The following is a 17,383-nucleotide window of genomic DNA, read 5'->3' as shown; positions in this document are numbered from 1 at the left end:
CTCGTCAGTCCAGCGCGGGGACGATGGCGAGCGGGGCGAAGTCGGTGAGCGCGTGGCGCGCGCGCATGTCGGCCAGGAAGCGCGCCTCGCCCTGTTCGGCGATGGCATGGCGCTCGATCCCGCTGGTGACGAAGAGGAAGCGATAGCCCATGCCGGCGGCGCCGAGCAGATCGGTGGCCACGGCATCGCCGATCGCCACCACTTCGTGCGGCGCGAAGGCGCGTCCGGCCGCCGCGGCGCCCAGCGCGCAGGCGCGTTCGTAGATGGGAGCGAAGGGCTTGCCGGTATAGGTGACGCGGCCGCCCAGCGCCTCATAGCGTTCGGCGATGGCGCCCGCGCAGATATCCAGGGTGGTGCCGTGATAGGCGACGCGATCGGGATTGAAGCACAGCATATGCGTGTCCCGCGCGCGCATCCGGGCCAGTTCGGCGTCGTAATCGGCGGGATCGGGGCGATCCTCCTCCAGCCCGGTGCAGACGAGCAGCGCCTCCGCGCCATCGCGCACCAGCGCCAGCCCGGCCTCGGTGAGCGCGGCATGATCGGTGCGGGTGCCGATGAAGCCCGCGCGGCCGCCGGCGCGCCGGACAAGCTCGACCCCGGTATCGCCCGAACTGACCAGCGCGTCATAGTGCGCGTCGCCGACACCGAGCCGGGCGAGCTGGCGGCGGATCGGCGCGGACGGGCGCGGCGCATTGGTGACGAGCACCACCGTCCGGCCCTCGCCGCGCCAGCGGGCCAGGGCGGCGCGGGCGCCGGCAAAGGCCTGCACGCCATCATGCACCACGCCCCACACATCGCAGAGCAGCAGGCGGGCATCCTCGGGCAGGCGGATCATGGCGGGTCTCGCAAGGAGCGCGGGCGGCGCGCGGACAAGAGAAAGACCGCCGGAACGGGTCTCGCCCCGGCGGTCTCGCATGGTCAGCGGCCGGAGGTCCGGCCCGGGAGACCTGGGCCCGCTAAGCGTGGCTTAGCGAGGCATCTCCCGAACGGACAGAACCGACCTCTCGGCTGAACCATGAGACATCGGATCACCTCCTTTCGCCAGTTGATGGACGCCGGCGAGTGTGAGTCATCGCGGTTAAGGATTCAAGCTTATTCGCCATCCGCAAATCTCCCCTAACGCCACGGCGTGGCGCGGGCGGGGCGGGCGGCGGGGCCGCTCAGCGGCAATCCTCGATCACGCGCGCCACCTCGGGCCAGGCGGGCACCACCAGCTGCGGCTGGCCGGGCGCATCCAGCAGGAAGCGGCCGCGGCTGAAGGCGAGCTGATCCAGCCGCGCATCGGCGGCGGCGAACTGGGCGATGATGGCGGGCGGGGTGCCGCCGCCATTGCCGGCGGGCACCGCGAACCGGCCGAAGGAGGTGGTGACGGCGAGCATCCCCGAAGCGGCGAGCGCGCCCGCGCGCGACAGCTGCACCACGCGGCGCGCGGGATCGCAGCGCAGCGCCACCAGCGCGGCCTGCCCCGCCGGCCCGAACTGCGCGATCGAGCCCCGGCCGGGCAGCGCCTGCCAGCGCCAGTCTCCCGGGGTGAGCGGCACGTCGCGCCAATCCTGCTGCGGCGGCGCCGCGGGCAGCGCCGGAGCCGGCGGGGCGGGGCGCGGCGCGGGCGCGCGCGGCGGCGGCGCGGCGACGCAGCCGGCCAGGACGAGGAGGGGAAGCAGAGCGAAAGCGGAGCGGACCATGGGCCGCCTCATGCCCCGGCCGGCGGCGCGAGGCAATTCGGCGGCGGCGCCCCGCCGCGCCCGGCGGGGCGAAGCGCCCGCGCTCAGCGCCCGCGCGCGCGCTTCTCCGCCCGCACCTGCCGCGCCTTGCCATAGCGCGTCTGGCGCGTGCCCGGCTTGCCGAGCGTGGAATTGCCCTTGATCGGCGCGTGGCTGGGCTCGCCGGGTAGGCCGAGCTCGTCCGCCTCGAGCCGGCGGATCTCGTCGCGCAGCCGGCCGGCCTCCTCGAACTCCAGATCGGCGGCGGCCTTGCGCATCTTCTTCTCGAGATCCTCGATATAGGCGCGCAGATTATGGCCGACCATGTGCGGCTTGTCCTCGATGCCGGTGTCCACCGTCACCTGATCGCGGCTGGCGAGATGCGCGACGATATCGGTGACGTTGCGCTTCACCGTCTCGGGCGTGATGCCATGCGCCTCGTTGAAGGCCTGCTGCTTGGCGCGGCGCCGCTCGGTCTCGGCCATGGCGCGTTCCATCGATCCGGTGATGCTGTCCGCATAGAGGATCACGCGGCCGTCGGCGTTGCGCGCGGCGCGGCCGATCGTCTGGATCAGCGAGGTCTCGGACCGGAGAAAGCCCTCCTTGTCGGCATCGAGGATCGCGACCAGCCCGCATTCCGGGATATCAAGCCCCTCGCGCAGCAGGTTGATCCCCACCAGCACGTCGTACACGCCGAGCCTGAGGTCGCGGATCAGCTCGATCCGCTCCAGCGTCTCGACATCGCTGTGCATGTAGCGGACCTTGATCCCCGCCTCGTGCAGATATTCGGTGAGATCCTCCGCCATGCGCTTGGTCAGCGTCGTCACCAGCGCGCGATAGCCGCGCGCGGTGGTGTCCTTGCACTCCTGCACCAGATCATCGACCTGATGCTCCACCGGCCGCACCTCGACCGGCGGATCGACCAGCCCGGTCGGGCGGATCACCTGCTCGGCGAACACGCCGCCGGCCTGCTCCATCTCCCACGGGCCCGGGGTCGCCGAGACGGCGATGGTCTGCGGGCGCATCGCATCCCATTCGTTGAAGCGCAGCGGGCGGTTGTCGATGCACGACGGCAGGCGGAAGCCATATTCGGCGAGCGTGATCTTGCGGCGATGGTCGCCCCGCGCCATGCCGCCCACCTGCGGCACGGTCTGGTGACTCTCGTCCACGAACAGCAGCGCGTTCTCGGGCAGATATTCGAACAGCGTCGGCGGCGGCTCGCCCGGCAGGCGGCCGGTCAGGAAGCGGCTGTAATTCTCGATCCCGGCGCAGGAGCCGGTCGCCGCGATCATCTCCAGATCGAAATTGGTGCGCTGCTCGAGCCGCTGCGCCTCCAGCAGCTTGCCCTCGCCGACCAGCTCCTTCAGCCGCTCCGTCAGCTCGTGGCGGATCGCCTCGGTCGCCTGCTTCAGCGTCGGACCGGGGGTGACATAGTGGGAATTGGCATAGACCTTCACATAATCGAGCGTCGCCACCTTCTTGCCGGTGAGCGGATCGAACTCGGTGATCTGCTCGATCTCGTCGCCGAAGAAGGTGACGCGCCAGGCGGTGTCCTCATAGTGAGAGGGGAAAAGCTCGAGATTGTCGCCGCGCACGCGGAAATTGCCGCGCGCGAACGACTGGTCGTTCCGCTTGTACTGGAGCGCCACCAGCTTGCGGATGATCTCGCGTTGATCGGCGGTCTGCCCCTTTTTGAGGCTGAAGGTCATGGCCGAATAGGTCTCGACCGAGCCGATACCGTAGAGGCAGGAGACCGACGCGACGATCAGCACATCGTCCCGCTCCAGCAGCGAGCGCGTCGCCGAATGGCGCATCCGGTCGATCGCCTCGTTGATCGAGCTTTCCTTCTCGATATAGGTATCGGTGCGCGGCACATAGGCTTCGGGCTGATAGTAATCATAATAGCTGACGAAGAACTCGACCGCGTTATCGGGAAAGAATTGCTTGAATTCGCCGTAAAGCTGAGCGGCGAGGATCTTGTTGGGCGCCAGCACCAGCGCGGGGCGCTGCATCTCCTCGATCACCTTGGCCATGGTGAAGGTCTTGCCCGAGCCGGTGACGCCGAGCAGCACCTGCGTGCGATCGCCCTCGCGCGCCGCCGCCACCAGCTCGCCGATCGCGCGCGGCTGGTCGCCCGACGGCGCATAATCGGACACCAGCCGGAAGGGCTTGCCGCCCTCGCTCTTCTCCGGCCGTTCGGGCCGGTGCGGCATGAACATCGAGGACGTCTCGGGTTCGGCGAGATTCGTGCGGATCTGGATGGCCATGACGCTGATATGGGGCGCCCGTGCGGCAGACGCCAGCCATGCGGTTGCCGCTCCCGCACCGCGCGGCTAGGGCCGGGCGATGATCCGCCCGCTCCGCATCGCGCTCGCCCTGCCTCTGCTCCTCGCCGCCGCGCCGGCGCCGCCGCTGATGCCCGGTCTCTGGGAGGAAACGCTGGTCTTCGCGCTGGATAGCGTGAACGGATCGAGCGAGATGGCGGCGCAGATGCAGAAGGTGCTGCCGACCCCGCGGCCGCGGCGCGATTGCTACAGCGCCGCCGAACTGGCCGATCCCCGCGCCATCCTGCTCGGCAGCGTCGGCCAGGCCTGCCGCTTCACCCGCTTCGACATGGCGGGCGGCCGCATCGTCGCGAGCGGCGACTGCACCGATGCGCGCGGCCAGGCGCTCCATGTCGACGGCAGCGGCACCTACACCGCCACGGGCTATGATTTCACCTTCACCGGCACCGGCCGCAACGACCATTTCGACATGGGCTTCCGCGGGCGCGACAGCGGCCGGCGGCTGGCAGCCTGCCCGGCGGGCTGAGCGCGCCGCGCGCTCATTCCCCCTTCACCACAGCGCCGCCCTTGATCACCACCTCGACATGTTCGAGGCGGCGGACATCCGCCAGCGGATCGCCCGACACGGCGATCAGGTCGCCATAGCGGCCGACCGCGATCGCGCCGACATCGGCGCTGCGATCGAGGGCGATGGCCGCCTCGCCCGTGGCGGCGCGGATCGCTTCCATCGGCGTCATCCCCCATTCGACCATCTTGGCGAACTGGCGGGCATTGTCGCCATTGGGATAGACGCCGCCATCGGTGCCGAAGAGCAGCTTCACGCCGGCGGCATGGGCGGCGCGGAAGGTCTGGCGCTGTTTGAGGCCGATCGCGCGCTCCTTGGCGAGACTTTCGGGAAACAGCCCGTTCTTGGCGCCCTCGGCGAGAATGTAATCGTCGTTGTAGATATCCATGTCGAACCAGGCGCCATGGGCGCGCGCGAGGCGGAAGCTCTCGGCATCGGCAAGGCTGGCATGTTCGATCGTGTCCACGCCGGCGCGGAGCGCGGTGTTGATGCCCTCGGTGCCATGGGCGTGGACCGCCACGCGCAGGCCCAGCATGTGCGCCTCGTCCACGATCGCCTTGATCTCCTCGGCGGAGATTTGCTGCGCGCCGACCGAATCCGTCTTGGAGAGCACCCCGCCGGTCATGCAGACCTTGATCACCTCCGCGCCATATTTCCGCAGCTTGCGCACCAGCGCGCGAAACTGGTCGGGCGAATTGGCGATATTGTCGGCGGGCGTGGTGACCGAGGGCGGGAATTCGGTATCGTCGCAATGGCCGCCGGTCGCGCCGATCGCATAGGTGGCGGGCACGATCCGCGGGCCCGGCACATAGCCGCCCTCGATCCCCTGCTTCAGCGCGACATCGGCATAATCGGCCGCGCCGACATTGCGGACGGTGGTGAAGCCCGCCTCGAGCGTGCGCCGAGCATTGGCCACGCCCACCACCGTCCAGAAGCTGTCGGTATAGTTGAGCCGGTTATAGCCCGAGAGCCGGGGATCATGGGTGAGATGGACATGCATGTCGATCAGCCCCGGCAGCAGCGTGCGCGCGCCCAGATCGATCCGCCGCGCGCCCGCCGGCGCGGCATCGCCCGCATGGCCGATCGCGGTGATGCGGCCATCGACGATGGTGATCTGCGGCCGCTCCACCGGCGCATTGCCGAGCCCGTCGATCATGCGCGCGGCGGTGACGATCACGGTTTCGGCGCGGGCGGGCAGGGCGGCGAGGCCGAGCGCGAGGCCGGCGAGCGCGGTAAGGATACGCAAGGCGATGCTCCGACGAACTGGCGCCGGCGGAGGCCGGGCCCGCACCGAGGCTGTCCGTCCGCGCCGGCTGCGTCAAGTCACCGCGCGGGGCGCTCGGCCCGGCGCAGCATCGGGGCCAGGCAAAATTGCCGCGACGATGGTTGATCCGGCCCCAAGATCATGCCTAAGGCATTGAACATGCAGACGGTATCGCTTGGGATCGCCGCCACGGGCGAACGTGTCGACGATCAGCTTTCGCGGCGCTACCTCGCGCTGATCGCCGATGTGGCGGGGCGGCTGCTCGCGGCCGAACAGCCCGCCACCATGGTCGACGAGCTTTTCGCGATGATCCGCGACGAGCTGCGGCTGGACGTGTTCTTCAACTATCGCGTCGAGGATGGCCGGCTGCGGCTGGAGGCGCATGGCGGGCTGACGCCCGAACAGGCCGAGGCGGGCGCCGAGCTGGCGCTCGGCCAGGCGGTGTGCGGCTGCGTCGCGCGCGATCGCGCCCCGATCCATGTCACCGGGGTGCAGGGCTCGGCGGATCCGCTGTGCGATTTCGTGCGCGACATCGGGCTGGATGCCTATGCCTGCACGCCGCTCGTCTATGCCGGCGAGCTGCTCGGCACGCTCGGCTTCGGGCGGCGCTGGGCGGATCGCTTCACCCAGGACGAACTCAGCTTCCTCCACACCCTTTGCCATTATGTGGCGCTCGCCAAGCACCGGTTGCGCGCCGAGGCCGCGCTGCGCGAGAGCGTGCAGGCGCAGGAGCGGCTGCTGGCCGAGCTTAACCATCGGGTGCGCAACGCGCTTCAGCTCGGCGTGAGTCTGGTGCTGCTCGAGGTCACCGGCGCCGAGGCGGGCGAGACGGCCGCCGCGCTGCGGCTCGCGGCGGAGCGGGTGCAGGTGCTGGCGGCGGCGCATCGCCCGCTCTATCGCCACGCTCATCCCGAAGAGGTGGACGTGGAAAGCCTGTTGCGCAGCGTGCTGGAACAGGCGCTGGACAGGGCGCCCAGGATCGCGGCGGAGGCGGGGCTGTCGCTGCCGATCGAGCGCGCGGTCGCGCTGGCGCTGCTGCTGCACGAACTGGTGCTCGGCCAGACCGAATGCGGGCTGGTGCTCGGCCGCCGCCGGGACGCGGGCGGGAACCATATGCTGCGCATCGAATTGCACGGTTCGCGACGGGACGGCCATGCGTCGACGGCGGGTGGCGAGCGTATGCTGCGCGCGCTGACGCAGCAATTGCGCGCCGTCCGCGCCACGGAAGGAAGCGTGCATGTCCTCGAACTCCCCCTCGACCATGGCTGATCCCGAGGGCGAGGGACCATCGCTGCGGCTGCTGATCGTCGAGGATGAGGCGCTGGTCGCCATGCTGATCGAGGATGCGCTGACGCTGCACGGCCATCAGGTGGTGGCGATCGCCGACACCGCCGCCGAGGCGATCGAGATCGGCCGGCGCGAACGCCCCGATCTCGCGCTCTGCGACGTCAAGCTCGCCGATGGCGACAGCGGCATCGCCGCCGCCGAGGCGCTGGCCGGGCTCGGCATCGCCTGTCTCTTCCTCAGCGGCAACTGCCCGCCGAGCGGCGGCGATCCGCGCATCATCGGCTGCCTGCCCAAGCCGTTCCACACCGCCACGGTGGGGCAGGCGGTGCGCGCCGCCCATGCCATCGCGTGCGGCGACGTGGCGCCGCGTCTGCCGACGGGGATGGTGGTGTACGGCGCCGCGCGCGGCTGAGCGCTCAGCCTCGCGCCGGCCAGAGCCGCCGCTCGTATCGCAGCGTCGCGAGCGCCTGCTCGGCATGGCGCCAGGCGGTGCGCCAGGGTCGGGCGCGCAGCCGCGCCGGATCCGCGCCGCCGGCGGCGAGCGCGATCGGATCGAGCGCGGCGAGCCCCGAGAAGCGCGTGCCGCGCGCCGCCGCCGCGCGGCACAGCGCCTCGAACCGCGCCATCACCATGCGGTTGGGCCGCGCCCGATCGCGCGAGAGCATCTCGAAACTGTGCGTGACGACGCTGAACACGCCGTCGCCCGCCGCCAGCGCATGATCCAGCGCGCGCGCCATCTCGTCGGCGGTGATGGCGCAGACCTGGGCCGGGCGGACGCGGCCGGGCCGATCGACAAAGGCGCTGACGGGGATTTCGGTAACGCCATGCGCGCGCCAGGGCCGCACCCGATCGGCGGCGCCGGCGATGCCGCAGCCGCGGCCGGCATAGGCCGGGTTGGCGCTCATGTCCCACAGCAGGCCGAGCTGGCCGAGCGCGCGCAGCGTATCGTCGTTGGCGCCGAAATTGCCGGCGCGGAAGGCCGTGGGCGGCGGCGCGCCGGCGGCGATCAGCAGCGCGCGGGCGCACGCGATCAGCCTGGCCTGCTCGGCGGGCGGGAAGCGGGCGAGATCGCGGCCGCGCGGGGCAAGCGGCGGCGTCGCGGCGAAGGCCAGCCATTCGACATGGGCGTGGAGCTGCACCTCATGGCCGCGCGCCAGGATCGGCCCGACCATATCGGCCACGAGCCCGTCGCCATGGACCAGCGCCGGCATCGGATCGACGAAGAACAGCCCCTTGAGGCCATGCGCCTCCAGCCGGTCCATCAGCCAGGGCACGCCGAAATCGCCCGCCGCGCAGCGCCCGAGATAGCTGCTCTCGTAATTGGCGCGCGCCGCCAGACCGCGTGCCTGGCGGCCGGCCGAAAGCTCGGTATCCACGGTGATGACGATCTGCGTCACGATTGCGCGCCGGCGACTCCCTCGGGCTTTTGGCCTTACGCGAAGAAGGTAAAGCCTTTTCCGGCGCATCGCCAATAAGGAAGCATGTCCGCTTGAAGGGCGGCGCGGGGCGGAAGGTGCCGGTCCGGCGCAGCGTTACTGCGGTGTATCGCGGATCGTAGGGCATCACGGACGATGCTTGGTCGGGGAGAGAGGATTCGAACCTCCGGCCCCTGCGTCCCGAACACAGTGCTCTACCAGGCTGAGCTACTCCCCGACGGAGCACCGGTCGTTGACTGCTCGGGAGCCGACCGGCGTTGCCAAGCGGGGCGGTCTATAGGCAGGGGCGCGGCGTATCGCAAGCGGTCTTTTTGGGCCCGAACCCGCCTCCCACCATCCGCCGCTTGGGCGGCGGCGCGGGCGGTGCTAGGGGCCGGCATTATGACCACGCCGCTCGATCGCATCCGCAATTTCTCGATCATCGCCCATATCGACCATGGCAAGTCGACACTCGCCGACCGGCTGATCCAGCGCACCGGCGGCCTGTCCGACCGCGAGATGACCGCGCAGGTGCTCGACAATATGGAGATCGAGAAGGAGCGCGGCATCACGATCAAGGCGCAGACCGTGCGGTTGGACTATAAGGGCTATGTCCTCAACCTGATGGACACGCCCGGCCATGTCGACTTCGCCTATGAGGTGAGCCGCAGCCTCGCCGCCTGCGAGGGCGCGCTGCTGGTGGTGGATGCGGCCCAGGGCGTCGAGGCGCAGACGCTGGCCAATGTCTATCAGTCGATCGAGCACGATCACGAGATCGTGCCGGTGATCAACAAGATCGATCTGCCCGCCGCCGAGCCCGACAAGGTCAAGGCCGAGATCGAGGATATTATCGGCCTGCCCGCCGATGACGCCGTGCTCGCCTCGGCCAAGTCCGGGATCGGCATCGACGAGATCCTCGATGCCATCGTCGCGCGCATCCCCGCGCCCAAGGGCGACAGCGAGGCGCCGCTCAAGGCGATGCTCGTGGACAGCTGGTACGATCCCTATCTGGGCGTGGTGATTCTGGTGCGTGTGGTGGATGGCGTGCTGCGCAAGGGCCAGCAGATCAAGTTCATGAACGCCGGCACCACCCATCTGGTCGATCGCGTCGGCTGTTTCCGGCCCAAGATCGAGCAGCTTGCCGATCTCGGCCCCGGCGAGATCGGCTTCATCACCGCGCAGATCAAGGAAATCACCGAGACCCGCGTGGGCGACACCATCACCGATGCCCGGCGCCCGGCGCCGGCGGCGCTGGCGGGCTTCAAGGAAGTCCAGCCGGTGGTGTTCTGCGGCCTCTTCCCCGTCGATGCGAACGACTTTGAGAAGCTGCGCGAATCCATCTCCAAGCTGCGGCTCAACGACGCCTCGTTCAGCTTCGAGATGGAGACGTCGGCGGCGCTGGGCTTCGGCTTCCGCTGCGGCTTTCTCGGGCTGCTTCATCTCGAGATCATCCAGGAGCGGCTGACCCGCGAATATGATCTCGATCTCATCACCACCGCGCCCTCGGTCGTCTACCACATCCATCTGACGCATTCGAAGACCGAGGATGCGCACATGATCGAGCTGCACAACCCGGCCGACATGCCCGATCCCAACCGGATCGAATCGATCGAGGAACCCTGGATCGAGGCGACCATCTACGTGCCGGACGAATATCTCGGCGCCATCCTCAAGCTGTGCCAGGATCGGCGCGGCATCCAGCAGGATCTCACCTATGTCGGCGGCCGCGCGCAGCTGCGGTACGAGCTGCCGCTCAACGAAGTGGTGTTCGATTTCTACGATCGGCTCAAATCGATCAGCCGGGGCTATGCCAGCTTCGACTATCACCAGATCGGCTATCGCGAGGGCGATCTCGTGAAGATGAGCATTCTCGTCAACAATGAGCCCGTCGACGCGCTGTCGATGATCGTCCACCGCGCCGCCGCCGAGGCGCGCGGGCGGCATATGTGCGAGCGGCTCAAGGATCTGATTCCCCGCCACCTCTTCAAGATCCCGATCCAGGCGGCGATCGGCGGCAAGGTGATCGCGCGCGAGACGATCGCGGCGCTGCGCAAGGACGTGACCGCCAAATGCTATGGCGGCGACATCACCCGCAAGCGCAAGCTCCTCGAGAAGCAGAAGGAGGGCAAGAAGCGGATGCGCGAATATGGATCGGTGCAGATCCCGCAGGAGGCCTTCATCGCCGCGCTGCGCATGGGCGACGAGGCGTAAGGCGCGGCGGGCATTAACCCTATGGCAAGCCACGTGGCCTATGCTGGGCCTATGGTTCGCACGGCCGCCCTTTACCGTTTCTGGCGCGATACGCGCGGCGCCGCGCCGGTGGATTATGCGCTGGCGCTCGGGCTCGTCGCGATCGGGCGCAGCCTCGCCATGGCGCATGGCGAGGCCCTGGCCGCGCTTCTCAAGCCCTTGCTTCCCGGCTGAACTTCCTTTCACATCACGGCCATCGCCGGAACGCGGCCAAGCCGCTATGCGCCGGCCTGCGGGATGCCGCGCGCCGCCCGGCCGGCCCGGCGGCAGCCCGCCTTTCGGGAGTGGACCAGAGTTATGTGCGGCATCATCGGCATTTTGGGTGCGGCTCCGGTGGCGGGGCGGTTGCTGGAAGGGCTGCGGCGGCTGGAATATCGCGGCTATGATTCGGCCGGCATCGCCACGGTCACCGACGGATCGATCGAGCGCCGCCGCGCCGCCGGCAAGCTCGACAATCTCGCCGCGGTGCTCGCGGCCGAGCCGCTGCCGGGGCTGATCGGCATCGCCCATACGCGCTGGGCCACGCACGGCGCGCCGACCGAAGACAATGCCCATCCCCATGCCACCGAGCATGTCGCGGTGGTGCACAATGGCATCATCGAGAATTTCAAGCCGCTGCGCGACGAGCTGATCGCCAAGGGCCATCGCTTCGCCTCGCAGACCGACACGGAAGTGGTGGCGCACCTCGTCTCGGAGCAGATCGAGGCGGGGATCGATCCGGTCGAGGCGGTGCGCACCAGCCTCAAGCGGCTGCACGGCGCCTTCGCGCTGGCGCTGGTCTTCGCCGATCATCCCGATCTGCTGATCGGCGCGCGGCTCGGATCGCCGCTGGTCGTCGGCTATGGCGAGGATGGCGAGATCTATCTCGGCTCCGACGCGATCGCGCTCGCGCCGCTCACCCAGCGCATCGCCTATCTGGACGAGGGCGACTGGGTGGTCATCACCCGCGCCGGCGCACAGATCTACGATCGCGACGATCACCCCGTCGAGCGGCCGGTGACGCTGTCCGGCGCGACGGGAGCGATGATCTCCAAGGGCAATTACCGGCACTTCATGCTCAAGGAGATCCATGAGCAGCCGATCGTCGTCGCCCAGACGCTGCGCACCTATCTGCGCCGGCTGGAGGGCGAGCTGGCGCCGCCGCCCGAGGATATCGATCTCGCCAGCGTGCGCCGCGTCACCATCGTCGCGTGCGGCACCAGCTTCTATGCGGGCATGGTGGCGAAATATTGGTTCGAGCAGTTCGCGCGCGTGCCGGTCGATATCGATGTGGCGAGCGAGTTCCGCTATCGCGAGCCGATCATGGAGGAGGGCGGCCTGGCGCTATTCATCTCGCAATCCGGCGAGACGGCGGACACGCTCGCGGCGCTCCGCCACGCCCGCGCCTCGGGGCAGAAGATCGCCGTCGTCGTCAACGTGCCGACCTCGACCATGGCGCGCGAGGCGGATCTGCTGCTGCCCACCCATGCCGGCCCCGAGATCGGCGTCGCCTCGACCAAGGCCTTTACCTGCCAGCTCGCGGTGCTCGCCGCGCTGGCGGCCAGCCTCGCCCGCGCCAAGGGGCGGCTGAGCCAGGAGGAGGAGCGCCGCATCGTCCGGCATCTCTCCGAGGCGCCCGCCGCGATCAACGGCGCGCTCGCCTATGACGAGGCGATCGAGGCGCTCGCCGCGACCATCGCGCCGGCCCGCGACGTGCTGTATCTGGGCCGCGGCCCCGATTATCCGCTGGCCCTGGAAGGCGCGCTGAAGCTGAAGGAAATCAGCTATATCCACGCCGAAGGCTATGCCGCCGGCGAGATGAAGCACGGCCCCATCGCTTTGATCGACGATGCCGTGCCGGTGGTGGTGATCGCGCCGTCCGGCCCGCTGTTCGACAAGACGGTGTCCAACATGCAGGAAGTGCAGGCGCGCGGCGGCCAGGTGATCCTGATCTCGGACTATGACGGCATCGAGGCGGCGGGCGAGGGCTGCGTCGCGACGCTGACCATGCCCAAGGTCCATCCGCTGATCGCGCCGATCGTCTACGCCATCCCGGTGCAGCTGCTCGCCTATCATGTCGCCGTCGCCAAGGGCACCGATGTCGATCAGCCGCGCAACCTGGCGAAGAGCGTGACGGTCGAGTGAGCCGGGCATGATCGTCGCCGGCGGATGCCATTGCGGGCTGGTGCGGTTCGAGGCCTCGGTGCCGGGGCCGGCGCTGGAGGTGCGCGCCTGCGCCTGTTCGCGCTGCCGGATGACGGGCCATCTCCATCTGCTGGTGCCCGAAACGCGCTTCCGCCTGGTCGAGGGGCAGCGCGAGACGAGCAGCTACCGCTTCGCCAGCGGCAAGGCGCGCCATGTCTTTTGCAGCCAGTGCGGGGTGGAGAGTTTCTTCCGCCCCGCCGCGCCGGCGGGGATGATGAGCATCAATTATCGCTGTCTGGACGAGGATCAGGGCCTGTCGGCGACGATCCTGCCGCTCGATTGAGCGGCGCGGCGCCGGGCCGTGCGGCGAGACAGGCGGCCAGCCCGGCGCGGTAATCGGGGTAGACGGGGCGCCAGCCGAGCAGGCGGCGCGCCTTGCCGGTGGCGATGCGGCGAGTTTCGGCGAAGAAGCCGCGCGTCAGCGGGGACAGCGCGGGATCGTCCGGCGGCAGCAGCGGCGGCGGCGCCCGGCCGAGCAGGCGGCAGGCCTGCTCCACCACCGCATTCTGGCTCGCGGGCTCGTCGTCCGCCAGATTGTAGGCGCCGGCGGGCGCGTCCAGCGCGGCGATCACGCCCCGCGCGATATCCTCGACATGGATGCGGCTGAACAGCTGGCCCGGCAGATCGACGCGGTGCGCGCGGCCCTGCTCCACCCGCTCCAGCGCGGAGCGGCCGGGGCCGTAGATGCCGGGCAGGCGGAAGACGCGCGCGCCGCGTGCGAGCCAGGCGGCATCGGCGGCGGCGCGCGCCTGGCGCCGCCCGCGCCCGATGGCGGCGCTTTCGTCCACCCAGGCGCCGCCGCTGTCGCCATAGACGCCGGTCGAGGAGAAATAGCCGATCCACCGCCCGTCCAGCGCATCGCCATAGCGGGCGAGCACCGGGTCCGCGCCGGTCTCGTCGGGGGGCACCGAGCTGAGCACCGCATCGGCGCCGGCGAGCGCGACGCGCACCGCCGCCTCGTCGGCAAAGGCCAGCGCGCCGGCCGCCGCCGCGCGGCGCGTGCCGGCCACCCGCCAGCCCTGCGCCTCGAGCCTTCGGCGAAGATGGCCGGCGCTGAAGCCAAGGCCGAAAATGAAGAGCCCCGGCACCTCGCACGCTCCCGCACATCCGCGAATGGCTGCCGGTTGTAGAGGCACTTGGCCGCGCGTAGAAGCCGGACATGGATAGCCCCAACGCCATCGCCACCCCGCACCCCATTTTGCGCAGCGATTATCGTCCGCCCGCCTGGCTGGTGCCGGCGGTGCATCTCGAGGTCGAGCTGGATCCGGCGGCGACACGGGTGCGCGCGCGGCTCTCGGTGGAGCCGCAGGGCGGCACGCCGGGCGCGCCGCTGCGGCTGGATGGCGCGCCGGGCATGGTGCCCGAGCGGATCGCGGTGGATGGCCGTCCGCTCGGCGCCGAGGAATGGCGGATCGAGGGCGAGCAGCTGGTGATCCCGCTCGATCAGGGCGCGCATATCGTCGACACCGAGGTGGTGATCGCGCCCGAGGGCAATACGCAGCTGATGGGGCTCTACGCCAGCGGCGGGCTGCTCTGCACCCAGTGCGAGGCCGAGGGCTTTCGCCGCATCACCTTCTTCCCCGATCGTCCCGACGTGCTCAGCCGCTACACGGTGCGCATGGTGGCGGATCGCGCGCGCTATCCGGTGCTGCTCGCCAATGGCGACCAGACCGGCACGGGCGACATGACCGATGGCCGGCACTGGGCCGAATGGCACGATCCCTTCCCCAAGCCCTGCTATCTCTTCGCCATGGTGGCGGGCGATCTGAAGGCCAATCGCGATCGCTTCGTCACCGCCTCGGGGCGGAGCGTGGAGCTGGGCATCTGGGTGCGCGAGGCGGACCTGCCCCGCACCGCCCATGCCATGGCCGCGCTCAAGGCCTCGATGGCGTGGGACGAGCGCGTCTATGGCCGCGAATATGATCTCTCCATCTTCAACATCGTCGCGGTGGCCGACTTCAACTTCGGCGCGATGGAGAACAAGGGCCTCAACATTTTCAACTCGCGCTACATCCTCGCCGATCCCGAGACGGCGACCGATGCCGACTACGATGCCGTGGCGGGGGTGGTGGCGCACGAATATTTCCACAATTGGTCGGGCAACCGCGTCACCTGCCGCGACTGGTTCCAGCTGAGCCTGAAGGAAGGCTTCACCGTCTTCCGCGATCAGGAATTCTCGGCCGATCAGGGCAGCCGCGCGGTCAAGCGGATCGAGGATGTGCGGGTGCTGCGCGCGGCGCAATTCCCCGAGGATGCCGGCCCGCTCGCTCATCCGATCCGGCCCGATTCCTACCTCGAAATCTCCAATTTCTACACGGCCACCATCTACAACAAGGGGGCCGAGGTGATCCGCATGCTGCATACCATGCTGGGCGCCGAGGGCTTTCGTCGCGGCAGCGACCGCTATTTCGACGAGAATGACGGCACCGCCGCGACCTGCGAGGATTTCCTGCGGGCGATGGAAACCGCCAATGGCGTCGATCTCGGCGGCTTCCGGCGCTGGTATGGCCAGGCCGGCACGCCGCGGGTGCGCGCGCTGCTCAGCCATGATGCGGCCAGCGGCACCGCCCGGCTCAGCCTCGCGCAGATCGTGCCGCCCACGCCCGGCCAGCCCGACAAGCTGCCCATGCCGATCCCGCTGCGGCTGGCGCTGTTCGGCGCCGAGAGCGGGCGCACGCTCGTGCCCGAGCGGGTGCATATCCTCTCGGAGGCGGAGGACAGCATCCTCTTCCCCGCGATCGGCGAGCGGCCGGTGCTGTCGATCAACCGCGGCTTCTCCGCGCCGGTGGTGATCGAGAGCGATCGCAGCGCCGAGGATCTCGCCTTCCTCTCCGCGCATGACGACGATCCCTTCGCGCGGTTCGAGGCGATGCAGCAGCTGATGGTGGATACGCTGGTGGCGCTGATCGAGGGCCGGCCCGCCGACGAGGCGGCGGTGATCGAGGCGGTGCGCACCACGCTCGCCGACGAGGCGCTCGACGCCGCCTTTGTCGGCGAAGCCGTGCTGCTGCCGACCGAGGCCTTTCTCGGCGATCAGCTCGCCCAGGTCGATCCGGTCGCGATCCGGCGCGCGCGCGAAGGGCTGCGCCAGCGTCTCGGCCGCACGCTCGAGGCGCAGTGGCGCGCCGCCTATGCCGCCACCGCCGCCAACGGCTTCGCGCTCACGCCGGTCGCCAAGGGGCGCCGCCGGCTGCGCACCGTGGCGCTCGGCTATATCGCGGCGTCGGGCGCGGCGGATGCGGCGGCGCTGGCGCTCGCCCAGTTCGAGGCCGCCGACAATATGACCGACCGCTACGGCGCGCTGGGCGTGCTCGGCTCGATGGTGGCGCCGGAGCGGGAGCGGGCACTTGAGGGCTTTTACGAGCGCTACCGGGCCGATGCGCTGGTGCTCGACAAATGGTTCACCGTCCAGGCGCTGTCGACGCGCGAGGACACGGCCGAGCAGGTCGCCCGGCTCGCGCGCCACCCGGATTTCACGCTCGCCAATCCCAACCGGCTGCGTGCGCTGGTGGGCGCCTTCGCGGCCAACCAGCATGCCTTCCACGCCGCCGACGGATCGGGCTACCGCTTTGTCGCCGACATGATCCTGGCGGCGGATCCGATCAATGCGCAGACGGCGGCGCGGCTGGTGCCGCCGCTCGGCCGCTGGCGCCGGTTCGAGCCGATGCGCGCCGCGCTGATGCGCGCCGAGCTGGAGCGGATCGTCGCCACGCCGGGGCTCAGCCGCGACGTGTTCGAGCAGGCCTCCAAGAGCCTGGGCTGAGCCGCACGCCCCACGCCGCGCCGCTCGCGGCACGGCGTCGGGCGAAGGCCGGGGGGGCGGCTAGCGGCCCACCCAATCGGCGATCTGCACCGCCACGTCGTTCGCGGCCTGCGAGAGCGCGGGCGTCACCGCCGGCGCCGTGACCGCGGTGACCGGCACATGCGCCTCGAAGCGGCGCGTCATCGCGTCCTGGTTGGGCGTCTTCAGCACCGCATCGACGACGAGATCGACGCGGCGCTGCCCGGCATCGACCGAAAGCGTGTCGATCCGCGAATTGAGCACGCTGCCGCCCGCCAGATGATAGTCGCGCCCTTCCAGCGCCGGCCGGCCGGTGCGCGCGCGGATCGTCTCCATCAGCAGATCGCGGAACAGACGCGCCGGCGAATCGGCATATTGCGCGTCCTTGAGATAGGCGAGATCGGCGGCGCCGCTGCGCACCGGCACGCGCGGCGCGGCCAGCTCGTTCGGCGTGGTCGGCACCATCACCGTCACCGCGCGGGCCGGCGTGAGCGGCGCGCCGGCATCGGCGGGGGCCATGGCGGCGGGGGCGAAGCGGATCAGGCTGGGCGGCGGCTTGGGACCGAAGCTGACGCAGCCGGGCAGCAGGGCCAGCGCCGCCAATGCCAGCGCCGATCCCGCAGCGCTCATGCCTTTCGCCTGTCTCATG

General features: G+C 69.9%; 15 protein-coding genes and 1 tRNA gene. 8 read left to right on the top strand and 8 right to left on the bottom strand.

Going from position 1 to position 17,383, the window contains the following annotated elements:
• Positions 1-4: 4 nt before the first annotated feature.
• The 3 genes from LHA26_RS06490 to uvrB all read right to left on the bottom strand — a co-directional run bounded on the left by LHA26_RS06490 (position 5) and on the right by uvrB (position 3,970).
• Entirely contained in the window at positions 5-835 is an 831-nt protein-coding gene (locus LHA26_RS06490) for a TIGR01459 family HAD-type hydrolase (protein ID WP_252167911.1), read from the bottom strand.
• A gap of 325 nt (positions 836-1,160) precedes the next feature.
• Positions 1,161-1,685, bottom strand: coding sequence for a hypothetical protein (locus tag LHA26_RS06485; RefSeq protein ID WP_252167910.1), 525 nt, complete (start codon positions 1,683-1,685; stop codon positions 1,161-1,163).
• Positions 1,686-1,768: 83 nt separating this feature from the next.
• Positions 1,769-3,970, bottom strand: a complete 2,202-nt coding sequence (gene uvrB / locus LHA26_RS06480) for an excinuclease ABC subunit UvrB (protein ID WP_252167909.1) — start codon at positions 3,968-3,970, stop codon at positions 1,769-1,771.
• A gap of 79 nt (positions 3,971-4,049) precedes the next feature.
• Here uvrB and LHA26_RS06475 point away from each other — a divergent pair, with 79 nt between their 5' ends.
• Entirely contained in the window at positions 4,050-4,514 is a 465-nt protein-coding gene (locus LHA26_RS06475; protein ID WP_252167908.1) for a DUF3617 domain-containing protein, read from the top strand.
• A 13-nt stretch (positions 4,515-4,527) separates the two neighbouring features.
• On the opposite strand, the gene LHA26_RS06470 is transcribed toward LHA26_RS06475, so the two are convergent.
• Entirely contained in the window at positions 4,528-5,799 is a 1,272-nt protein-coding gene (locus LHA26_RS06470; RefSeq protein ID WP_302898049.1) for a Xaa-Pro dipeptidase, read from the bottom strand.
• A gap of 177 nt (positions 5,800-5,976) precedes the next feature.
• On the opposite strand from LHA26_RS06470, the gene LHA26_RS06465 reads away from it, so the two are divergent.
• Positions 5,977-7,086 carry a GAF domain-containing protein gene (locus LHA26_RS06465; protein ID WP_252167907.1) on the top strand — a complete coding sequence of 370 codons (1,110 nt, stop codon included), beginning with the start codon at positions 5,977-5,979 and terminating at the stop codon, positions 7,084-7,086.
• Positions 7,055-7,516 (top strand): response regulator, encoded by a 462-nt coding sequence (locus LHA26_RS06460; protein WP_252167906.1) that lies wholly within the window; start codon positions 7,055-7,057, stop codon positions 7,514-7,516. The genes LHA26_RS06465 and LHA26_RS06460 overlap by 32 nt, the downstream gene beginning before the upstream one ends.
• Before the next feature lie 4 nt (positions 7,517-7,520).
• Here the strand turns inward: LHA26_RS06460 and LHA26_RS06455 are convergent, their stop codons facing one another.
• Complete coding sequence (locus LHA26_RS06455; RefSeq protein ID WP_252167905.1) at positions 7,521-8,501, bottom strand: polysaccharide deacetylase family protein; 981 nt, start codon at positions 8,499-8,501, stop codon at positions 7,521-7,523.
• Between the two features lie 179 nt (positions 8,502-8,680).
• Positions 8,681-8,757: transfer RNA gene (locus tag LHA26_RS06450), tRNA-Pro, on the bottom strand.
• A 164-nt stretch (positions 8,758-8,921) separates the two neighbouring features.
• Here LHA26_RS06450 and lepA point away from each other — a divergent pair.
• The 4 genes from lepA to LHA26_RS06430 all read left to right on the top strand — a co-directional run bounded on the left by lepA (position 8,922) and on the right by LHA26_RS06430 (position 13,236).
• Positions 8,922-10,730 carry a translation elongation factor 4 gene (gene lepA / locus LHA26_RS06445; RefSeq protein WP_252167904.1) on the top strand — a complete coding sequence of 603 codons (1,809 nt, stop codon included), beginning with the start codon at positions 8,922-8,924 and terminating at the stop codon, positions 10,728-10,730.
• Positions 10,731-10,781: 51 nt separating this feature from the next.
• Positions 10,782-10,943, top strand: coding sequence for a hypothetical protein (locus LHA26_RS06440; RefSeq protein WP_252167903.1), 162 nt, complete (start codon positions 10,782-10,784; stop codon positions 10,941-10,943).
• Positions 10,944-11,066: 123 nt separating this feature from the next.
• A complete protein-coding gene (glmS, locus tag LHA26_RS06435; protein WP_252167902.1) occupies positions 11,067-12,893 on the top strand; it encodes a glutamine--fructose-6-phosphate transaminase (isomerizing) in 1,827 nt (608 codons plus the stop codon).
• Between the two features lie 7 nt (positions 12,894-12,900).
• Positions 12,901-13,236, top strand: coding sequence for a GFA family protein (locus tag LHA26_RS06430; RefSeq protein WP_252167901.1), 336 nt, complete (start codon positions 12,901-12,903; stop codon positions 13,234-13,236).
• On the opposite strand, the gene LHA26_RS06425 is transcribed toward LHA26_RS06430, so the two are convergent.
• Entirely contained in the window at positions 13,175-14,041 is an 867-nt protein-coding gene (locus LHA26_RS06425; protein WP_252167900.1) for a Rossmann-fold NAD(P)-binding domain-containing protein, read from the bottom strand. The two genes, LHA26_RS06430 and LHA26_RS06425, sit on opposite strands and share 62 nt — an antisense overlap.
• Positions 14,042-14,112: 71 nt before the next feature.
• Here LHA26_RS06425 and pepN point away from each other — a divergent pair, with 71 nt between their 5' ends.
• Entirely contained in the window at positions 14,113-16,716 is a 2,604-nt protein-coding gene (gene pepN, locus LHA26_RS06420; protein WP_252167899.1) for an aminopeptidase N, read from the top strand.
• 60 nt (positions 16,717-16,776) lie between these two features.
• On the opposite strand, the gene LHA26_RS06415 is transcribed toward pepN, so the two are convergent.
• Positions 16,777-17,364 (bottom strand): ABC-type transport auxiliary lipoprotein family protein, encoded by a 588-nt coding sequence (locus tag LHA26_RS06415; RefSeq protein WP_252167898.1) that lies wholly within the window; start codon positions 17,362-17,364, stop codon positions 16,777-16,779.
• Positions 17,365-17,383: the final 19 nt, after the last annotated feature.

Source organism: Sphingomonas morindae (assembly GCF_023822065.1).
Lineage (GTDB): Bacteria > Pseudomonadota > Alphaproteobacteria > Sphingomonadales > Sphingomonadaceae > Solisphingomonas > Solisphingomonas morindae.
This window is presented reverse-complemented; position numbering and strand designations above follow the sequence as displayed.

Coding starts and splice junctions, on each gene's coding strand:
- LHA26_RS06490 (WP_252167911.1), bottom strand. CDS start 835: ATGATCCGCCTGCCCGAGGATGCCCGCCTGCTGCTCTGCGATGTGTGG.
- LHA26_RS06475 (WP_252167908.1), top strand. CDS start 4,050: ATGATCCGCCCGCTCCGCATCGCGCTCGCCCTGCCTCTGCTCCTCGCC.
- LHA26_RS06485 (WP_252167910.1), bottom strand. CDS start 1,685: ATGGTCCGCTCCGCTTTCGCTCTGCTTCCCCTCCTCGTCCTGGCCGGC.
- LHA26_RS06430 (WP_252167901.1), top strand. CDS start 12,901: ATGATCGTCGCCGGCGGATGCCATTGCGGGCTGGTGCGGTTCGAGGCC.
- LHA26_RS06465 (WP_252167907.1), top strand. CDS start 5,977: ATGCAGACGGTATCGCTTGGGATCGCCGCCACGGGCGAACGTGTCGAC.
- pepN (WP_252167899.1), top strand. CDS start 14,113: ATGGATAGCCCCAACGCCATCGCCACCCCGCACCCCATTTTGCGCAGC.
- LHA26_RS06415 (WP_252167898.1), bottom strand. CDS start 17,364: ATGAGCGCTGCGGGATCGGCGCTGGCATTGGCGGCGCTGGCCCTGCTG.
- lepA (WP_252167904.1), top strand. CDS start 8,922: ATGACCACGCCGCTCGATCGCATCCGCAATTTCTCGATCATCGCCCAT.
- LHA26_RS06460 (WP_252167906.1), top strand. CDS start 7,055: ATGTCCTCGAACTCCCCCTCGACCATGGCTGATCCCGAGGGCGAGGGA.
- glmS (WP_252167902.1), top strand. CDS start 11,067: ATGTGCGGCATCATCGGCATTTTGGGTGCGGCTCCGGTGGCGGGGCGG.
- LHA26_RS06440 (WP_252167903.1), top strand. CDS start 10,782: ATGGTTCGCACGGCCGCCCTTTACCGTTTCTGGCGCGATACGCGCGGC.
- uvrB (WP_252167909.1), bottom strand. CDS start 3,970: ATGGCCATCCAGATCCGCACGAATCTCGCCGAACCCGAGACGTCCTCG.